The organism is Yersinia sp. 1252 StPb PI (assembly GCF_048593885.1).
Classification (GTDB): domain Bacteria; phylum Pseudomonadota; class Gammaproteobacteria; order Enterobacterales; family Enterobacteriaceae; genus Yersinia; species Yersinia enterocolitica_E.
Genome location: NZ_JAZGQE010000049.1, coordinates 1 through 18,979, shown reverse-complemented (window position 1 = coordinate 18,979; position 18,979 = coordinate 1). Strand labels below are relative to the sequence as shown.

Here is an 18,979-nt window from a genome sequence, read left to right as displayed (position 1 = left end):
TCTAATCGGCGTCTAATCTAACCGACGATTAGTTTTCCATGCCGTCAGGCCGATAAATACGGCTGCTGAGGCGACCAGGAACAACAGGTTAATCACCAGCACGGTGCCGATATTCCCCGCCAGAAACAGGGTTTGCAGACTGCTGACAAAATAGCGGGCCGGAATGATATAGGTTACGGCGCGCACGATAGCGGGCATGCTGTCAATTTCGAAAATGAAGCCAGACAGCATCACAGCCGGCAGGAATGCGGCATTCAAGGCCACCATTGCGGCGTTAAATTGATTACGGGTTATAGTCGAAATTAGCAATCCCATACCCAGAGTGCTGGCCAAAAATAGGCTGGTCATAACAAACAGTATCCACAATGAGCCACGGAAAGGCACATCGAGGATAAATACCGACACCGCCATGCAGAGTGTCATGGCTATCATGCCCAAGACGTAATAGGGGATCAGTTTCGACAACAGCAACTCGCTGCGCGTGACCTGGGTCGACAGCAGCGCTTCCATGGTCCCGCGCTCCCATTCACGGGCGATCACCAGCGAGGTTAGAATCGCGCCGATAACCGTCATAATAATGGTAATGGCTCCGGGAATAATAAAGTGTCGGCTGATGGCGGCAGGGTTAAACCAATAACGGACCTGAATCTCAATCAGAGGATCGTTTTTTTGCCCTAGGTTTTGCGCCTGTTGTTGTTGCCAGATTTGCCACACCCCTTGTGCGTAGCCTTGCACAAAGTTGGCGGTATTGGGTTCACTGCCATCAGTAATCACCTGAATGGGGGCTTTACTTTCGGGGCGCGCAAGCTGCTGCGCAAAATCATTGGGGATAACAATTAGCCCACGAATTTTGCCGGCTTGCATCGCCTGAATTAGCGCCTGGCGATTATCACTGATTTGCGGTGAAATATAAGGTGAACTGGCGAAGGCGTTAGCCAGATCCTGAGCCGGTTTGCTCTGTTGCTCCATTAAAATGCCGACGTGCAGTTTGCTGGAGTCCAGATTGATGCCATAGCCAAAGATAAACAGCAGCAACAGCGGGATGACGAATGCTATCAATCCACTGCTCGGGTCACGCAGTATTTGCCGGGTCTCTTTACGGCATAGGGCTCGTAGGCGACGCCAGGAAAACCCCGTGTCCTGATAAGTTTCGCTCTCATTTACCGACGATTTATCCACTGGCAATAGATGTGGCTCGGTCATGACTGTTGCTCCTTATCATTTTGCTGATCATAGCGCTGCACCAGCCCAATAAAGGCCTCTTCCATGGAGGGATTAATATTATCATCACTGGCAACCTGTTGTTTTAACTCATCAGGTGTGCCGGCTGCGATAATTTTGCCACGGTAAACCAGCCCGATACGATCACAGTATTCCGCTTCATCCATAAAGTGGGTGGTAACCATGACGGTGACACCTTTATCTACCATCCCATTGATATGCAACCAAAACTCACGGCGGGTGAGGGGGTCGACACCGGACGTCGGTTCATCCAGGAACAGAATGTCTGGTTCATGCATTAACGCGCAGGCCAATGCCAAACGCTGTTTAAACCCCAGTGGCAGTGAGTCCGGGGTCTGTTTGAGGATTGGGGTAAAGTTAAAGGCTGAGGTCATGTCAGCTATTTTATCGCGTTGCGTTTTGCCTTGCAGACCATAAACGCCGGAGAAAAACTTCAGGTTTTGTTCAACGGTCAGATTGCCATACAACGAGAATTTCTGCGCCATATAGCCCAAATGTTGTCGTGCTTTACCTGAACTGGTTTTCAGATCCATTCCCAGTACCAATGCTTTGCCTGAGCTGGGGACTAACAGACCACACATCATTTTAAAGGTAGTGGATTTACCCGCCCCATTCGGACCGAGCAGACCAAATATCTCACCGCGTTTGACCTGAAAATTTACATGATCGGTAGCGGCAAAATCGCCAAATTTTTTGGTTAACTCTTGGGCTTCAATCACGGTCTCCTGATGGCTACCTGCGACTTTGGGCATAATCTTCGCCAACGCGGACTCACTGGCGGGGCCGCCCCCCAACAGGTCGATAAAGGCATCCTCAAAGCGCGGTTCTGCTTCCGTTATCTCGGCATTGGGTTGATTGAGTAGTGGCAATAGTTGGCTGTGATCCACGTCGGGCTTGAGGATTAACCGCACATACTTCCCCTGAATAACCCCATCACTCACTTGGGGCAATGCCAGCGCATGTTGTAACAGTTTACGGTTGGTCCCGGTTTGCGCTGCCAGCAAAATTGTGCGCCCACTCATCCGTTGTGTCAGGCTTTGCGGCGCACCGCTGTACAGCAACTTCCCTTCATTTAGCAACAACACTTCGCGGCATTGCTCTGCTTCATCCAGATATGACGTGCTCCACAGGATAAGCATGCCATCGCTCGCTAACTCATGCACCATGCGCCATAGCTCGCGGCGTGAAATCGGGTCAACGCCGACGCCCGGCTCATCGAGCAACAGTACTTTGGGCTGACCGACCAGAGTACAGGCCAGGCCCAGTTTTTGCTTCATCCCGCCGGACAATTTTCCCGCCAGCCGGTCAGTAAAGCGGGTTAAATCAGTAAACGTCAGCAGGCGCTCAAATGTTTGGCGGCGAAGCTCACCGGTAACCCCGCGTAGATCGGCATACAGCGTCAGGTTCTCCATCACCGTGAGGTCTTCATATAAACCAAACTTTTGTGGCATATATCCGAGAATAGAATGTAACTGGCGATCGTTTTCTAACGGGTCCAGCCCGACCACCGTCATCTTGCCTTGACTGGGTTTGAGTAATCCGGCGAGCATACGGAGCAGGGTGGTTTTACCAGCCCCGTCCGGCCCAACCAAACCGGTGACTGCACCACTGCGGATCTCGGTCGTCAGGCTGGCGACGGCGGGGTTATCCAGTCCGGGGAAGCGTTTTTCAACACCCTCCAAAGTAATAAGATGCTGGATTCCATTCATAGCTCATGCCGCCTTAAGGTTGTGCGAAACGAACGGTGACGGGCATACCTTGTCGTAACGATTCATCGGCATCAGTGATAATGATACGTAAGCGATAAACCAGATCGGTACGCAGCTCAGGCGTTTCGACACTTTTAGGGGTAAATTCCGCCGTGGGTGATACGAAACCTATTTTGCCGTGATATGGCTTGTCCGGGCGGCCATCGGTAAATACGTCGACTTCGGTACCGGGGATGGCCTGATTCAAGTGGGGCTCACTGACGTAGGCCCGTACCCATACCGGATCGGTCAGTGACAGGGTAAATACGGTGTTACTGGCGGATAAAATGGTCCCCGGCTCAACCGCGCGAGTGAGTACGGTACCCGCTGATGGCGCGAGCAGGGTAGTGTCTTGCAGGTTGAGTTGAGCTTGAGCCAGTTCAGCTTCACTTTGGGCCAGATTCGCTTCGGCTTGCGCAATTTCTTGTGGCCGGTTGCCACTCAAATATTGTGCGAGTTTATCTTTGGAGGCTTGCAGATTAGCCTGTGCTTGATTACGGGCAGTTCGAGCATTCTCTAGTTCGTTGGCCGAGGTGGCTTTACTTGCCCACAACCCTTGTTGACGTTTTAGGAAACTATCGGCATAGCTAAATGCCGCTTCTCGCTGAGCAACTTCAGATTTTACCTGTGCTATCTCTTCGTCACGGTATCCTGCCTTCAATAAAGCCAATTGTGCTTGCGCGCTTTGAACATTGGCTTGCGCTTGTTTGAGTGCATTGAGATAAGGGCCGTCATCCAGTTTCCCCAGAACTTCCCCTGGCTGGATTTTATCCCCTTCATCGACAGCCAGAGACGCCAGCCGACCACCGACCCGAAAGCCTAAATTCACTGTGCGAATATCCACATTGCCGTACAGCGTCAGAGATGCGTCGTGTTGTTGACGGTAGTAGTTCCAGCCATAACCTATCGCCGCCAGTAGGGCAACAATAACGACGGCCACTATAATCTTCTTGCGATTCATAATGCTCCCTATCAACCATGTCTATAGCTACAATTTTATAACGACCCCTTCAATACGCTCACCGTACTGATTTGTCCCGCAATCCGTAAAGCAGCAGGTCAATGTGTTCGATAAGTACCTGATTGATCATTTCACTTTCAGCCTCACCAATATCCAGCCAACCGGCCTGGCGGCGGATAGTCTCGCGCCCCATGCGAAAGGCCAACACTTCACCAATCAAGGCATGGGTATGAAGAATCGTTTTGGTTGCACTGGCATCAGCACCAATAAATGCGGCCAGCAGCAGATTGAGTTTTTGGTGTAATGGCGCAATAGCCTGCACATGAATCAGTGGGTAAGCATCGCTCGGGGAGAGTTGCTCACGCGCCATGATTTTGCTCATATTCAACGTTTCTGGCTGCGTCATTAGATGGCTGAATTCCAGCAACCCACGGCGAATAAAATGCAACTGTTGCTCGGCGGTTTGTGCGTGAATCGGTTGTTGGAGAAACTGGTCAATCTCTTGCGCCAGCGGTGAGAAGGTCTGCTGAATGAAATCCGCTATTTGTTGCGCGACCGCCAGATACAACCCTTCTTTAGAGTTGAAATAGTAGGTGATGGCCGCAATGTTCTGTCCTGCCCGCTGGGCGATATCCCGAGTTGTTGCCCCTTTCAGGCCTAACTCACCGAATAATTCGGTAGCCGCCTGAATCAATTGTTGGCGGGCTTGCTCACCACGGCTGGTAACGGGCGTGGATAATATTAAGGAATGAGGTGTGGAATGAGACATCGTCACCATACTCAATAAATAGAAATTAGTTAAATGCTAAGAGGTAGTCGAACAATTAATCAATCATATGATTAACTTTAGGTCGTCCCAAAGAATATGTAAAGTCAGCGCGGATAAAAGCCTGGTTTTTGCGATCAGGGATGGATAAATGACAAGTAATAAATCAATTCTCTTGATGTTTGCGCTAATAAAAATCTTAAGAAATGTGTAAATATCCCTTTTCTTGCTAAAGATCTGCTACAATCAGCCGCAATGGTGCACTGCAGTTTGTGCCAATCCTCGTGGTAATGCCTCAATTCATGCCTCGTCTGATAATCTTCCCTTGAAACTGCACCTGACGATATCGTTGGGATTGGGAAGATCTGGAGCTTCTTGTAATATGTCATTTGATTCTCTCGGCCTAAACGCCGACATCCTGCGTGCTGTTGAAGAGCAGGGCTACCTTGTGCCGACACCGATTCAACGTCAGGCAATCCCTGTGGTACTGGAAGGCCGTGATTTAATGGCCAGTGCGCAAACCGGTACCGGTAAAACCGCTGGTTTCACCTTGCCATTGCTGCAACTGCTTAGTCAGGATCAACAGCCAATTAAAGGCCGTCGCCCGGTACGTGCGTTGATCTTAACGCCGACCCGTGAGCTGGCTGCGCAGATTGACGAAAACGTACAGAGTTACAGTAAATATCTGAAGCTACGTTCGCTGGTGGTATTTGGTGGCGTTAGCATTAACCCCCAGATGATGAAACTGCGTGGTGGTGTTGATATTTTAGTCGCGACGCCTGGCCGTTTACTGGATCTGGAACATCAGAACGCAGTAGATTTGTCCAAGATCGAAATTTTGGTATTGGACGAAGCTGACCGCATGTTGGATATGGGCTTTATTCACGATATCCGCCGCGTATTGGCAAAACTGCCCGCTAAGCGCCAGAACTTGCTGTTCTCCGCCACCTTCTCAGATGAGATTAAAGGTCTGGCGAGCAAGCTGTTGAACAACCCGGCTTCCGTTGAAGTCGCGCGCCGCAATACAGCTTCTGAACAAATTGCGCAAAGTGTTCATTTTGTGGATAAAAACCGCAAACGTGAATTATTGTCTCAGATGATTGGTGAGGGCAACTGGCAGCAAGTGTTGGTGTTTAACCGCACTAAGCATGGTGCTAACCATTTGGCTGAACAATTGAATAAAGACGGCATTACCTCCGCGGCAATTCACGGTAATAAGAGCCAGGGCGCGCGTACTCGTGCATTGGCTGATTTTAAAGACGGTAAAATCCGGGTTCTGGTAGCCACTGATATTGCTGCCCGTGGTCTGGACATTGATCAGTTACCCCATGTGGTTAACTATGAATTGCCTAACGTACCAGAAGATTACGTGCACCGTATTGGTCGTACTGGCCGCGCGGAACGCACCGGTGAAGCGATTTCACTGGTTTGCGTTGATGAGCATAAACTGTTGCGTGATATTGAGCGTTTACTGAAGCGTGAAATTCCGCGCATCGCGCTGGATGGCTATGAGCCGGACCCAAGCATCAAAGCTGATCCGATTCAAAATGGTCGTCAGGGTCGTGGCGCACAACGTCCAGGAATGGGGCGTGGTAGCAGCGCAGGCCGTCCACAGAATGGCGGTGGTGCAGCCGGTCGCGGCGATAGCCGTAACAGTCGCCCACGTAGCCAGGCTGATGGTCAACGTCGCCCGGCTGGCCCTTCTTCACGTGGCCGTAGCAGTAAACCAGGCGAATAAGCAGTAATCCCTTTCGCTGATCAAACCGCTTCTTTGAGGCGGTTTTTTTTCATCTGAATTGGCGTTCCTGCTGGGTTATTCCTTGTTTTACACCTCAATTCCCCCGTATCATTGCCGGTCTTTTTTACGCTTATACTGGGCGAGTGCGGATAATGGATCAGGGTAATTAGCATGCGAGTATTATTGGCGCCGATGGAAGGGGTATTAGATTCACTGGTGCGCGAACTCCTCAGCGAAGTGAACGATTATGACCTTTGTATCACTGAGTTTTTACGGGTGGTCGATCAACTTTTGCCAGCAAAATCCTTCTATCGTCTCTGCCCTGAATTACATCATCAAAGCCGTACTCCCTCCGGCACCTTAGTTCGTATTCAATTATTGGGTCAATATCCCGAGTGGCTGGCGGAAAACGCGGCTCGCGCGGTAGAACTTGGCTCATACGGTGTCGATCTCAATTGTGGGTGTCCTTCAAAGCTGGTGAATGGCAGTGGCGGTGGTGCCACATTGCTGAAAGATCCTGAATTGATTTATCAGGGGGCCAAAGCGATGCGTGAAGCCGTGCCTGCCCACTTGCCAGTCACAGTCAAAATTCGTTTGGGCTGGGATTCTGGCGCTCGTCAGTTTGAAATCGCAGACGCAGTGCAACAAGCGGGCGCGACTGAACTGGCAGTACATGGCCGCACCAAAGAAGATGGCTATCAAGCCGAGCGCATTAATTGGCAAGCGATTGGCGAAATACGCCAGCGGCTGACTATCCCCGTGATCGCCAATGGTGAGATCTGGGATTACCAGAGCGCGCAGGAGTGCATGAAGGTCACGGGCTGTGATGCCGTGATGCTAGGGCGCGGGGCATTAAATGTACCGAATCTGAGCCGGGTGGTGAAGTATAACGAACCGCGTATGGCTTGGTCTGAAGTGGTAAAACTGCTGCAAAAATATGTGCAGTTGGAAAAGCAGGGCGATACCGGCCTGTATCATGTTGCCCGCATCAAACAGTGGTTGGGTTATTTACGTAAAGAATATGCTGAAGCCACAGATTTATTCAGTGAAATCCGTGCGTTAAAAAACTCAAAAGATATTGCGTTGGCTATTCTGCGGGTATGAATTTTCTATTACTTATATATTAGCCATATAAATCCTAACCTTAAATATAGCTTAAACAAGAATAGTTATTCTTTTGATTTGTTTTAAGTATCGCGTTTATAGTGTGCCTGCATTTTAAATGCAGTATCTCGTTAGGCGAGGCTCCTATACAAACACAGGTTACTGATCTGACGACGTCCAGAGACGCCCAAGGTTAGGACAGGTTATATCGGATTAAGGTATAACCCAAAGTAACTTCTGAGAAATCAGATACGTTGTATAGTGCTAAAACTTAGACACGGAGATAGCCATTGAGCACTCTCTAATCTGGTTACGCCCCTATGTGAGGACTGTTTAGTTAATTTATAACAGTAATAGGGTCATTTATGAGTTCACATTTCGATTTAGCAATACCAAACCAATCCAATCAAGGCGAAGATAAAGAGTCCACCTTAGGTGCCTATATCAGCGATGCTTATATTACGGTATCGGCTGATATGTCAGTCACTGAGGCTAAAGCCTATTTCTTGCAGAATATCTCAGATAATGAAATACCAACGCAATTGTTGGTAACAAATGGCAAGCAGCATTTGGTCGGCTTACTCTCGGTTAAGAATTTACTGACTGAAGATCAGCCGGATATAAAAGTATTCCAAATTATCAATCAGAGCTATTTCTCACTATCTCCAGATCAAGATCGCCATGAAGCGGCAAGTTTACTGGCAAAAAGCGGTCTGGATATTGTTCCGGTATTAAGCCACGGAAAATTAGTGGGGGTATTACGGGCGAAAGATATTGCCGAATTGATCGAAGATGAAAATACTGAGGATGCCCAACGGCAAGGAGCCAGTTTGCCTCTCGACGAGCCTTATTTGCAAACTAGCCCGATAACATTATGGCGTAAACGCGTTATATGGTTATTACTGTTATTTGTGGCAGAAGCTTATACCGGAACAGTATTGAAAGCGTTTGAAGAGCAATTGGAAGCCGCTATCGCGCTGGCTTTCTTTATTCCATTACTGATTGGAACCGGTGGTAACAGTGGTACGCAAATCACCTCGACTCTGGTACGAGCCATGGCTTTGGGGGAGGTGAGTCTGCGCAATGTGGGGGCGGTATTGCGTAAAGAGGTCTCTACTTCTCTGATGGTGGCAACAACGATTGGGCTGGCGGCCTGGATCCGCGCTTGGTTCCTGGGCGTAGGGATGGAAGTCACCATTGTGGTGAGCTTAACTGTTGTTGCTATCACCGTGTGGAGTGCCATTGTCTCTTCGATTATTCCGATGGTATTAAAACGGATGTCAATTGATCCTGCGGTGGTCTCCGCACCTTTTATTGCTACCTTTATTGATGGTACGGGCCTGATTATTTACTTTGAAATCGCACAATTAGTGATGAGTGATTTGGTATAACAGGCTGACAATGAAAAGGCCGTGCGCGGCCTTTTCTGATAAATATCACTGTTATTTCTTCTTACGCCCGATAAACTTTGCAATACCCAATAGGAATACTGCACCAACAAGAATCAGCAATGCGTCAACCCAGAAGGTTAGTGATGCTAGATTTTCATCATGAATATCCGCTAAACCTGCCGCGATTAGAAATACACCAAAGAGAATACCAAAGATTGTTGTTCCCATATAAATACCTATGAATCAGTTTTATATCCGTCATACTTCAAGTAGCAGCTGCATTGGCTATGTTCAATCACCCGAATCATTTACTCATGTAAGCTCATCGGGGTTAATGAGCCTCACCCTGCGGGCAGCATAAATGCTGTTCAAATCGATTCCCGACCGATTTGTCTCTCGCTTGCCGACTTCCTGCAACTCGAATTATTTAGGGTATATCTAAAAATTATGTTGGCAATTATAGGGTAATAATTAGTCTAGCAAGCGTTTTTTTGTCATTATTGATAATCTGTTTAGATTTATAGCGCTAATCTTTCCGCCAATTAACGTCACATCTCGCGCAATTTAGCAAAATTGAATTATCCTGACCTAAATTGAGCCACGATGGCTGCTTGCTTATTTTATAAACAATCACTATCTTTCAAAATAATGCTCACAATAAGTCTTTGTTCCTTTCTTTGAAAAGTGTTTACCGGTGAGTAGCAATTAGGCAGCTTTAATCTTTGTAACAATCATTTGAAGAATGTGTGGTGCGCCGTGCATTACTGTAATTTATAATGCGCCGAACCAACCACAATCACTCCCGACAACCTATCTAAGCTGACGAACATGCATGTGAAAATCCGTTTTGCACTATTAAGTTTTTTGCTTTTATCTACCGGTATCAGTGTTGTTCCTTTAGCCTCTGCCAGTGGTGGGGCGGCTGAAATTAAAGGGAAAACGCCCTTGGAACTGGCATCCGGCAGCGCGATGGTGGTTGATTTACAAACAAATAAAGTGATTTACGCTAACAATGTTGATGAAGTGGTACCCATTGCGTCGATCACCAAACTGATGACCGCAATGGTGGTGTTGGATGCCAAATTGCCACTGGATGAGATTATCTCAGTAGATATTCATCAAACTAAAGAAATGAAAGGGGTATTTTCTCGGGTTAGGGTAAACAGTGAAATCAGTCGCAAAGATATGCTGCTATTAGCATTAATGTCATCGGAAAACCGCGCTGCGGCGAGTCTGGCGCATCACTATCCCGGAGGCTATAACGCATTTATTAACGCAATGAATGCGAAAGCGAAATCTTTGGGAATGACCAAAACACGTTATGTTGAGCCAACAGGTCTGTCGATTGATAATGTCTCGACCGCGCATGATTTGACCAAGTTGCTGGTGGCGACCAAACAATACCCGCTGATTGGGCAACTAAGCACCACCACTGAGAAAATGGCAACTTTCCGTGACCCTGATTATACGCTGCCATTTCGTAACACTAACCATTTAGTTTATAACGATAAATGGAATATTCAGCTCACTAAAACCGGCTTTACGAATCAAGCAGGGCACTGTTTGGCAATGCGGACCGTCATTGGCAATCGTCCTGTAGCTCTTGTGGTGTTAGATGCCTTTGGTAAATATACGCATTTTGCAGATGCAAACCGCCTACGCAGTTGGATGGAAACCGGTAAAGCCGCGCCGATCCCTGGGGCTGCCAAAAGCTATCGTCAGCAAAAAGATGCGCAAGGGCGTTTAGCTCAGGTGTCGGAATAGGTAGAGAACACCGTCAGTAGATAGCAGAATTTGCAGGCGGGCTGCAAATTCTGCTTAAAGCAATTGGCGGATATTTACATCTCTCTGATAACCATTAAAAAATTAATTTAAACACACCAGTAATCGTCAACAACCCGACAATAAAAATAATGGCGATAATCCACAGTATTATTTTCATTCTGTCTCCCAGATTTAGCATTAATACCGACTAACATTTGTTAGCCGCACCAACCTCGTTGGCTCTAGACTATGACTATAGTTTGTTTGGCAGAATTCAGGAGATAGAGGACTTGAATTCAGATAATGCCTAATTCGACTTGATATGGAGCCCAGTATCGGTGTGATATTATTCTTTCTGCCAGGATTTACGTTTTGAGGTTTTACCAATCCCAGGATTAAAGCTGTTGGTTGGGTCTATCTGTTGGTAAAAATCCTTTAAGGCTGGTTTGGCTATATAGAGATGCCCCACATTGTGCTCAGCCGGATATTCCGCCCCTTTGTCATTTAGCAGTGCCAGCATTTTTTGTTTTAATGCCTGGGTATCAACACCTTTTTTCACAATATAGTCCTGATGGAAGACATGGCACAAGAAATGGCCGTAATAGAGTTTGGCGACCAGGCATTGGTCTATTTCTGCCGGGAGGGTCTCAAACCATTGTTCTTCATTGCGCGGTAGCGCAATATCCAGAGCCAGAATATCCTCCACTTTATCAGCGTGAACAGCGTGATAGCGCACAGCAGCACCGGCTGCGGCAAAGCGGTGTAAAAAGGCTTTCTTGCCTTCATCAGCGGTACAGGTAATGAAGTTACCTTCCGCCTTCGCAAAAAAGTCCTTCAAAAACTGCTGTGCTTCAGGAATACCTGCACCTGACATTTTAAGCATCAAATGATGCTCATATTTACTCCGATATGTTTTGAGGCGTTTAGGTAAATGGTTGGGCAGTACCTGGCTGAAGCCTTGCATAATTCGATCAGTTAAATGGTCGATTAAAAAAGGAACTTTGCTAAGCCGCGCGTCAATTTTGCCCTTTAGGGTAAAGAAACGGGGCATATTATTGGTACCCATGCTATTTATCATGACAAAGGTATCTTTGCCGTACACTTCAGCAATATCAAAAATATCGCGATGCATATATTCACCAGCGACGGGTAAATGTTTAAAGTCACGTAAAATTGCACGGCGTAATTCAGTCAATACCTGAGTCTGATTGGTGCCGATATAAAAGACTTGCTGCTGTTTTTCACTGGGAAAAGTGTCAAGCCGTACTGCAAATACGGCCAATTTACCGGCACATCCCGAGGCTTCAAATAATCGTCTTGGATCGGCATTGAAACGCGAAGGGGTCGGCGCATCAATATCTCTTACTCGCGTAGCATATTCGTGGTCAGAGGCTTGTTGTGTACCTTGTGCAATATCGCTGGCACGATATTTACCCCGTTCCAGCCGTTGCAAAATCTCTTCTGGCGTATTGCCTAAATTAATTCCTAAATGATTGATTAACTGTAACTCACCCTGAGCATCAATCTGTGCGTACAGTGCCATTTCGGTGTAGGCAGGGCCTCTTTGAACCAATGACCCCCCTGAGTTATTACAAATGCCCCCCACCACCGAGGCTCCGATGCAAGAGGATCCAATGACCGAATGGGGTTCACGATCATAAGGTTTCAAACGTTTTTCCAATTGATTCAGCGTACTGCCAGGAAAACCAATAACCTGCTTTCCATCATTTAATAGCTGGATTTGATTGAGGCGCAAAGTATTTAATATAACAATGGGTCGATCATAATCATTACCACTGGGGGTTGAGCCTTCTGTCAGCCCGGTGTTCGCTGCCTGCATGATAACAATGGTATCGGCGGCCACACAGGCTTGTAGCAACTGCCATTGCTGTAATAACGTCGAAGGGAACACCACCGCAAGAGCAGACCCTGCTCCTGAGCGGAAACCCGTACGATAACGCTCTGTCTGCCGTTCGCCGGTTAGCAAGTAGCGCGCACCCACAATCTGCTGCAACTGGTTCAGCAAGGTTTGCCTTTTTTCATCATTGGATTGATTCATTGGTGCCGCTCCCTGTAATGGCATTGACTTTTGTTAGCATTCATCCACGTATCGGCTGATAGCAAACCGCATCTTCGGATGGCATGAAGTAAACATGAGGGAGGAAAGGGTTTCCTGATGAATCGTTTGCTTTGTGAGCTAGCTCTCGTTATTAGTGCTTAAATTGTCTTCAACCTTCATCATTTCCGCCGTTTAAACATTACCAACATTAATGATTAATCAGAAAATTATTCAGCGTATCAAGGCTAGGTTGAGCCATGGGGATATTGATAAGTATTTTGATCATTACGTGATGAGGTATAGGATCGGGTTTAATGATTACACTGATTAGTAAGGCATTTATGAGTGAGCATTTTGTTGGTAAATATGAAGTTGAGTTAAAGTTCCATCTATCGAACATCAGCCAATTACATGAACAACTAGCATTACATCAAGCATTGCCATTTACCCTCAATAATCATGAAAAAGATATCTATCTGGAAGCCAACGGCGGTGATTTAGCGGCTAAACAGGTCAGTATGGTTTTACGTGAGATGAACCCGTCAGGTATTCGTTTATGGATAGTAAAAGGGCCGGGAACTGAACGCTGTGAGGCCAGCAATATTGAGGATATAACCAAGGTTCAAAGCATGCTGGCGACGTTAGGCTATCAGCCAGCATTTATGCTGGAAAAAATACGGAGTATCTACTTTATTGGAAAGTTTCATGTCACGGTTGATAGCTTGGCGGGTCTTGGCGACTTTGCCGAAATAGCCATCATGACTGATGATGCTACGGCCCTGGATAGCCTTAAAGTCGAATGCCAACAGTTAGCCGATAAATTAGGGCTATTGCCACAACAACAAGAAACGCAATCTTACCGGCAGCTATTAGGTTTTTAGTCCGATGGTGATGTCATGTCGGCCGTGTTGCATACCACGGCCAGACAGCGTTATTTCTTCATCAAAGACTTTAGGTTGGCGAATGGATTATGGGTAGCAACACCCTGATCATTCTGGGCATCATCCCCGGCAATCACAGTCGACCCATATTGGTCTGCTTCGGTGTATTTAGAGTGTTCATGATCATGGCAAAAAAGGCATAACATCTCCCAATTGCTGCCATCTTCTGGGTTATTGCTATGATCATGGTCAATATGGTGAACCGTCAGCTCTCGCAGATTGGAATAAACAAACTCTCGTGAACATTTACCGCAGACCCACGGAAAAATTTTCAGTGCTTTCTCCCGATAGCCACTTTCCAGCCGGGTGTAATTCTTCGGTATATATGCCATGTGAACCCTCAATTCTGCGAGAAATAATGGTTTTATTTTAGCGTGAATTCAGGCTGTAGACTATCAACTATTGGTTATAGGTATTGAGGTGACAGTCTATAATTACGATCGGTCACTATAGGATCATATTGAATCGATTATAAAAAATAAGATTCAAATAATAATCGCATTCGGCGTATTTTTGAGACTTTTGCTGATGATTTAAAGGGATAAGACGTTTTACACTATGCCATGCTTTACACTATCAGTATTAAAGTTATTAGCATGAGATTATCTGTGTTCCGCTAATAGGCTTATTTTACAGCAGGCAATACAGTATGTTTCGCCTGAAACCCTTTGCCGATACAGTTGAGGCGATATGAAAGAATCTGAGGTACTGGCCGAAGTCAGTAATGAAAACCAGACATTGGTTGCTGTGGTGCAACAGGATAATCGGGTTGTTTACTTCTATATTTATCCGCAGGAGGCATTTGAAGAGCGTTTTCCCGTGCGTGCCTGCTGGGTGAGAAATCTGGTTGCTGCGCCACAATCGGCTGATAATACCGCCCTTGAACAAGGGTTGGCCCCACGATTAGCCGCAGAGTTCTGCCGTAATGTGGCGGGTGAGGCGGAGCTGGATGCGCAATATATTACGATAGTCTGGTCTGAAAGTGACGACGGTGCGGCATTGTGGTATCAGGGACAACTGTTGGCAATTATTCCTGGCTGGAGCCTCTATATTGATCACTCAATTTGCTATTCCGCCAGTTGTATTAAAGATAATCCCCTGACATTACCTCTGGGGTCAGCTTCAACGAATACACAATATGCCAATGCGCAACATACTCGTCAATTTTGGCGGGCCTGGCAACAGGAAGAGGGAAATCCGTGGCCTGCATTACAAGCTGAATATATTCAATATTATGAACAGCACTTCGGTCCATCGGTAAAATATTATGCCATCGATCAGGGGACGTGGCCGCCAATGGCCATCTCTCAACATGAGAAAGAGGGAATATATTACTTTCTGACTGTGGGGGTCAGTATTCGTCCTCAGCCATGGGTTGAAATATTATTTAATGATGATGCAGCTAAATACCGGCGCTTGGAAATGGCGATTGCAATTGATAGCCAATATGTCAACGAAGACAACGCTATTCACATGGCCAGTGCGCTGGCAGGATTTGCCCACGTTCCCTGGAGTAAAATAACCTGGCTTGGCGAAGGGCATACACTGGAGTCGGCTGTCGCCCCTAAGGGTTATGAAGGCTATATTTTATCATCAGCGTTATATGCTGATGCAGACAATCTTACTCTACCTCTTCAACAAGGTGATCCGGTTAATATGTATTGGGTCAGCCCTGTTTTTACAAGCGAACGAGAGTTTGCGCATAGTGTGCCAAATGGTGGATATGATTTATTGAAAAAGCTACAACAGCAGGGAATTAATCATGTTTTCACCCCGCGACAGCCGGTTATTTGATTTGTATTTAACTTGGCTGGTCTGATTTGCAGATTTTGTTAATCGGGTCTTAACTTAATGATGTTAGCTGCTTTAAGACTGTCAGGTTAAGCCCGTTATGTTTACCTGAAACCTATGTTTAAGATTGAACGCAAAGCTGAAAGGCGGATCAACAACAGTGGGTAGTCAAATCAGTTATCAGCAAATATTAATTTTATGGAGGTGTTTATGGGCATACTATCTTGGATTATTTTTGGTCTTATCGCCGGTGTTTTGGCTAAATGGATTATGCCCGGAGAGGATGGCGGTGGCTTTATTATGACCGTAATCCTTGGCGTGGTCGGTGCCCTGGTGGGGGGCTATATTAGCACCTTCTTTGGTATGGGCAGAGTTGATGGGTTTAATTTTGGTAGCTTTGTCGTGGCGGTTATCGGTTCACTGGTTGTACTGTTCGTCTACCGTAAATTAAGAAGTTAGATACTCATCAATATCCTGTAATTGAGTAAAGTATAAGAAAGGTGGCTATTTTTTGTCACCTTTCTCTCATAAAACTTTCATCAAGATGCAATAGAATTATCCGTTAATAGCTCATGACGACAGGCAATCTGAGAGACATGTTATGGGCCAGGCATTACGTAAATTCACTGTGGCTGACTATCCGGCTGCGGTGCAAGAACCGCGTAAGAAGGTACTTGCCGTTAAGGGATTAGTTAAAGCGTACCAATCACAACACCGCGTGCTGGATGATATTAATTTTGAACTCCATGCCGGTGAATTTGTTGCAATTATTGGCCGCTCCGGTGCCGGGAAATCAACATTATTACATGTTTTAAATGGCACGATCCCCAGCAGTGCGGGTGAAATTATTAATTACCATGACAATGGCGATACGCAAAATATTGCAGCACTAACAACCAAGCAGATGCGTAAATGGCGCGCAAAATGCGGCATGATTTTCCAAGATTTCTGTTTGGTCCCCCGCCTTGATGTTATTACTAATGTTTTGTTAGGCCGCCTGAGTTACACCTCCACGTTTAAATCATTTTTCAAAATATTTGCTGATGAAGATCGGGCTAGAGCAATTGAGTTATTACAATGGCTTAATATGTTACCCCATGCGTTGCAGCGTGCAGAGAATCTCTCTGGCGGCCAAATGCAACGGGTGGCCATTTGCCGCGCCATGATGCAAAACCCCAAAATATTATTGGCTGATGAACCTGTCGCTTCTTTAGATCCAAAAAACACAACCCGCATTATGAATACATTACAGAAAATAAGTGAAAACGATATTGCTGTGATTGTGAACTTACACTCTGTTGATTTGGTGAAAGATTATTGCACCCGAGTGATTGGGATTGCCCACGGGCGGATTGTCTTTGATGGGCATCCTTCACTGTTAAATGATTCTATTATTCAAGATATTTACAGCGACGAATCCACTGAGCTTTTGCATTAATCCCCACTTATCCCTTTATCAGAATAGGTTATTTTAATGAAAAAAGTACTTTGTCTTACCCCATTAGTGGCAAGTTTGATGGTATTTAATGCTACAGCAGCGGATGCACCAAAAGAAATTAATCTGGGTATTCTTGGTGGGCAGAATGCGACACAACAAATTGGCGATAATATGTGTGTCAAAGAGTTTTTAGATAAAGAGTTAAATGTAAAAACAAACTTGCATAATGCATCAGACTATTCTGGCGTAATACAAGGCCTATTAGGTGGGAAGATTGACTTGGTATTAAGTATGTCTCCTTCCTCTTTTGCCTCTGTTTATATTAAAGATCCTAAAGCCGTTGATATTGTAGGTATTGCTATCGATGATACTGACAAATCACGCGGTTATCACTCTGTGGTTGTGGTGAAAGCGGATAGCCCTTATCAGAAAATTGAAGATTTGAAAGGTAAAGCGTTCGGTTTTGCTGACCCAGATTCAACCTCCGGTTTTTTAATCCCTAATCAAAGTTTTAAACAGAAATTTGGTGGAACACCGGATAATAAATATAACGACTTCTTCTCTAGCGTGACATTCTCTGGTGGTCATGAACAAGATATTCTGGGTGTCATTAACGGACAATTCGCCGGTGCTGTCACCTGGGCTTCCATGATCGGTGACTATAACACCGGTTATACCAGTGGTGCATTTACGCGCATGATTCGTATGGATCACCCGGATTTAATGAAACAGATCCGTATCATCTGGCAGTCGCCACTGATCCCCAACGGCCCGATTCTTGTCCGCAGTGCATTACCGCCTGAATTTAAAGCGCAATTAGTCGCTGCGGTTAAAAGACTTGATAAAGAGGATCACGGTTGTTTCATTAAAGCGATGGGTGGCAAACAGCATATTGGTGAAACATCCCTCAGCGAGTATCAAACTATCATTGATATGAAGCGTGAATTAACCAAAGGTGATCGTTAATTCGGTCCGGCGGATAAAACGAAATAGCTCTGGCTTGCCGGAGCTATTGCTTTTAGGTGGTAGCTTATTTTGAATACTGATTTTAACCACTACTACCAGCAGATTCGCGGTAAACAAAAACGTGAAACGTTGATTTGGTCATTAACGCTGGCAATTATTTATCTGGGTGCTGGAAGTATTGCTGAGTTTAATTTACATACTGTTTTTATTTCCATCCCACATTTTTTTGATTATCTAACCGAAACGATACCGGTACTCCATTGGCACAATTTACTTGCCGATGGTCACACGGAGGGTTCTCTGGCTTATTGGGGCTATCGGTTACCCATACAGTTACCACTGATTTGGGAAACGCTGCAATTGGCGGTAGCATCCACTATTTTATCCGTGGTGGTTGCGGTTATCCTGGCCTTCCTGGCTGCGAATAATACTCAAAGCCCGCCTTGGTTACGGTTATCTATTCGAACTTTTGTGGCATTTTTACGCACCATGCCGGAATTGGCATGGGCAGTGATGTTTGTTATGGCTTTTGGTATCGGGGCAATTCCCGGTTTTCTGGCACTGGCATTACATACGATTGGCAGTCTGACTAAGTTGTTTTATGAATCGCTTGAAACGGCATCTGATAAACCAGTGCGTGGGCTGGCGGCCTGTGGTGCGGGTAAATTACAACGAATGCGTTTTGCGCTGTGGCCACAGGTAAAACCGATATTTCTCTCTTATAGCTTTATGCGTCTGGAGATTAATTTCCGCCAATCGACCATTCTAGGACTGGTTGGTGCTGGTGGGATTGGGCAGGAGCTGATGACGTCAATAAAATTGGACCGTTATGATCAGGTGAGCATGACATTGCTGCTGATTATTATTGTGGTATCGCTGTTGGATTATACCTCGGGTAAATTACGTCAGCACGTTGTGGAAGGAGCTTCATAATGTTGGCTCATCATTTAACACCGTCACAGATATTGACTTTAAAACAGCAACATCCGCAGTTTTTCTTACAGCAAAAACGGTATATCAGGTTAGTCACCGCCATTACTGTCGGTATTTTTTTATATTATCTATTTTTC

Annotated in this window: 17 protein-coding genes, 1 pseudogene and 1 riboswitch; of the genes and pseudogenes, 11 read left to right on the top strand and 7 right to left on the bottom strand. The window is 46.0% G+C overall.

The genetic code is table 11. The features are described from left to right. Positions 1-12: 12 nt before the first annotated feature. The 4 genes from V2A85_RS09730 to cecR are packed head-to-tail and all read right to left on the bottom strand — an operon-like array spanning position 13 to position 4,720. Positions 13-1,203, bottom strand: coding sequence for an ABC transporter permease (locus V2A85_RS09730; RefSeq protein ID WP_083159516.1), 1,191 nt, complete (start codon positions 1,201-1,203; stop codon positions 13-15). Further along, positions 1,200-2,951: an ATP-binding cassette domain-containing protein gene (locus V2A85_RS09725; RefSeq protein ID WP_420071320.1), complete on the bottom strand. Its 1,752-nt coding sequence runs from the start codon at positions 2,949-2,951 to the stop codon at positions 1,200-1,202. The genes V2A85_RS09730 and V2A85_RS09725 overlap by 4 nt, the downstream gene beginning before the upstream one ends. A 13-nt stretch (positions 2,952-2,964) precedes the next feature. Next, entirely contained in the window at positions 2,965-3,951 is a 987-nt protein-coding gene (gene hlyD, locus V2A85_RS09720; RefSeq protein WP_372558388.1) for a secretion protein HlyD, read from the bottom strand. Positions 3,952-4,009: 58 nt separating this feature from the next. Continuing rightward, positions 4,010-4,720: a transcriptional regulator CecR gene (cecR, locus tag V2A85_RS09715; RefSeq protein ID WP_372558389.1), complete on the bottom strand. Its 711-nt coding sequence runs from the start codon at positions 4,718-4,720 to the stop codon at positions 4,010-4,012. Between the two features lie 379 nt (positions 4,721-5,099). On the opposite strand from cecR, the gene rhlE reads away from it, so the two are divergent. The 3 genes from rhlE (at position 5,100) to V2A85_RS09700 (ending at position 8,950) form a co-directional block, all read left to right on the top strand. After that, the gene (gene rhlE, locus V2A85_RS09710) at positions 5,100-6,455 is read left to right on the top strand and encodes an ATP-dependent RNA helicase RhlE (RefSeq protein WP_420071319.1); all 1,356 of its coding nucleotides are present in this window, start codon (positions 5,100-5,102) and stop codon (positions 6,453-6,455) included. A gap of 171 nt (positions 6,456-6,626) precedes the next feature. After that, positions 6,627-7,559: a tRNA dihydrouridine(16) synthase DusC gene (dusC, locus tag V2A85_RS09705; RefSeq protein ID WP_372558391.1), complete on the top strand. Its 933-nt coding sequence runs from the start codon at positions 6,627-6,629 to the stop codon at positions 7,557-7,559. Positions 7,560-7,679: 120 nt separating this feature from the next. Beyond that, positions 7,680-7,849: riboswitch (M-box (ykoK) riboswitch) on the top strand. 75 nt (positions 7,850-7,924) lie between these two features. Continuing rightward, positions 7,925-8,950, top strand: a complete 1,026-nt coding sequence (locus V2A85_RS09700; protein ID WP_372558392.1) for a magnesium transporter — start codon at positions 7,925-7,927, stop codon at positions 8,948-8,950. Between the two features lie 51 nt (positions 8,951-9,001). Here V2A85_RS09700 and V2A85_RS09695 read toward each other — a convergent pair whose 3' ends face one another. After that, entirely contained in the window at positions 9,002-9,178 is a 177-nt protein-coding gene (locus V2A85_RS09695; RefSeq protein WP_005189574.1) for a hypothetical protein, read from the bottom strand. Between the two features lie 600 nt (positions 9,179-9,778). Between V2A85_RS09695 and pbpG the strand changes: the two genes are divergently transcribed. Further along, the gene (gene pbpG / locus V2A85_RS09690) at positions 9,779-10,714 is read left to right on the top strand and encodes a D-alanyl-D-alanine endopeptidase (RefSeq protein WP_372558393.1); all 936 of its coding nucleotides are present in this window, start codon (positions 9,779-9,781) and stop codon (positions 10,712-10,714) included. A 346-nt stretch (positions 10,715-11,060) separates the two neighbouring features. Here pbpG and dld read toward each other — a convergent pair whose 3' ends face one another. After that, the gene (dld, locus tag V2A85_RS09685) at positions 11,061-12,773 is read right to left on the bottom strand and encodes a D-lactate dehydrogenase (RefSeq protein ID WP_372558394.1); all 1,713 of its coding nucleotides are present in this window, start codon (positions 12,771-12,773) and stop codon (positions 11,061-11,063) included. A 341-nt stretch (positions 12,774-13,114) separates the two neighbouring features. On the opposite strand from dld, the gene V2A85_RS09680 reads away from it, so the two are divergent. After that, the gene (locus tag V2A85_RS09680; protein ID WP_372559848.1) at positions 13,115-13,654 is read left to right on the top strand and encodes a class IV adenylate cyclase; all 540 of its coding nucleotides are present in this window, start codon (positions 13,115-13,117) and stop codon (positions 13,652-13,654) included. A gap of 50 nt (positions 13,655-13,704) precedes the next feature. Here the strand turns inward: V2A85_RS09680 and yajD are convergent, their stop codons facing one another. Next, the gene (gene yajD, locus V2A85_RS09675; protein WP_005189583.1) at positions 13,705-14,046 is read right to left on the bottom strand and encodes an HNH nuclease YajD; all 342 of its coding nucleotides are present in this window, start codon (positions 14,044-14,046) and stop codon (positions 13,705-13,707) included. A 358-nt stretch (positions 14,047-14,404) separates the two neighbouring features. Between yajD and V2A85_RS09670 the strand changes: the two genes are divergently transcribed. From V2A85_RS09670 to V2A85_RS09645, 6 genes and pseudogenes are all read left to right on the top strand, one after another. Continuing rightward, positions 14,405-15,508, top strand: coding sequence for a suppressor of fused domain protein (locus tag V2A85_RS09670; protein WP_372558395.1), 1,104 nt, complete (start codon positions 14,405-14,407; stop codon positions 15,506-15,508). Between the two features lie 207 nt (positions 15,509-15,715). Continuing rightward, positions 15,716-15,964, top strand: a complete 249-nt coding sequence (locus V2A85_RS09665) for a GlsB/YeaQ/YmgE family stress response membrane protein (protein ID WP_372558396.1) — start codon at positions 15,716-15,718, stop codon at positions 15,962-15,964. Between the two features lie 142 nt (positions 15,965-16,106). Next, on the top strand, positions 16,107-16,943 hold the full coding sequence (gene phnC, locus V2A85_RS09660; protein WP_083159494.1) for a phosphonate ABC transporter ATP-binding protein: 837 nt from the start codon (positions 16,107-16,109) through the stop codon (positions 16,941-16,943). Between the two features lie 36 nt (positions 16,944-16,979). After that, positions 16,980-17,909, top strand: coding sequence for a phosphonate ABC transporter substrate-binding protein (phnD, locus tag V2A85_RS09655; RefSeq protein ID WP_420071318.1), 930 nt, complete (start codon positions 16,980-16,982; stop codon positions 17,907-17,909). A 69-nt stretch (positions 17,910-17,978) separates the two neighbouring features. Next, positions 17,979-18,842, top strand: coding sequence for a phosphonate ABC transporter, permease protein PhnE (phnE, locus tag V2A85_RS09650; RefSeq protein WP_420071317.1), 864 nt, complete (start codon positions 17,979-17,981; stop codon positions 18,840-18,842). Then, positions 18,842-18,979 (top strand): annotated as a pseudogene (locus V2A85_RS09645) (phosphonate ABC transporter, permease protein PhnE); the annotation flags it as partial. The gene phnE and the pseudogene V2A85_RS09645, both read left to right, overlap by 1 nt.

Bases quoted from the DNA above. Each gene is read 5' to 3' on its own strand.
- V2A85_RS09700 (WP_372558392.1), top strand. From the start codon at position 7,925: ATGAGTTCACATTTCGATTTAGCAATACCAAACCAATCCAATCAAGGC.
- pbpG (WP_372558393.1), top strand. From the start codon at position 9,779: ATGCATGTGAAAATCCGTTTTGCACTATTAAGTTTTTTGCTTTTATCT.
- dusC (WP_372558391.1), top strand. From the start codon at position 6,627: ATGCGAGTATTATTGGCGCCGATGGAAGGGGTATTAGATTCACTGGTG.
- phnC (WP_083159494.1), top strand. From the start codon at position 16,107: ATGGGCCAGGCATTACGTAAATTCACTGTGGCTGACTATCCGGCTGCG.
- V2A85_RS09695 (WP_005189574.1), bottom strand. From the start codon at position 9,178: ATGGGAACAACAATCTTTGGTATTCTCTTTGGTGTATTTCTAATCGCG.
- rhlE (WP_420071319.1), top strand. From the start codon at position 5,100: ATGTCATTTGATTCTCTCGGCCTAAACGCCGACATCCTGCGTGCTGTT.
- phnD (WP_420071318.1), top strand. From the start codon at position 16,980: ATGAAAAAAGTACTTTGTCTTACCCCATTAGTGGCAAGTTTGATGGTA.
- hlyD (WP_372558388.1), bottom strand. From the start codon at position 3,951: ATGAATCGCAAGAAGATTATAGTGGCCGTCGTTATTGTTGCCCTACTG.
- dld (WP_372558394.1), bottom strand. From the start codon at position 12,773: ATGAATCAATCCAATGATGAAAAAAGGCAAACCTTGCTGAACCAGTTG.
- V2A85_RS09665 (WP_372558396.1), top strand. From the start codon at position 15,716: ATGGGCATACTATCTTGGATTATTTTTGGTCTTATCGCCGGTGTTTTG.
- V2A85_RS09730 (WP_083159516.1), bottom strand. From the start codon at position 1,203: ATGACCGAGCCACATCTATTGCCAGTGGATAAATCGTCGGTAAATGAG.
- V2A85_RS09680 (WP_372559848.1), top strand. From the start codon at position 13,115: ATGAGTGAGCATTTTGTTGGTAAATATGAAGTTGAGTTAAAGTTCCAT.
- yajD (WP_005189583.1), bottom strand. From the start codon at position 14,046: ATGGCATATATACCGAAGAATTACACCCGGCTGGAAAGTGGCTATCGG.
- V2A85_RS09670 (WP_372558395.1), top strand. From the start codon at position 14,405: ATGAAAGAATCTGAGGTACTGGCCGAAGTCAGTAATGAAAACCAGACA.
- V2A85_RS09725 (WP_420071320.1), bottom strand. From the start codon at position 2,951: ATGAATGGAATCCAGCATCTTATTACTTTGGAGGGTGTTGAAAAACGC.
- cecR (WP_372558389.1), bottom strand. From the start codon at position 4,720: ATGTCTCATTCCACACCTCATTCCTTAATATTATCCACGCCCGTTACC.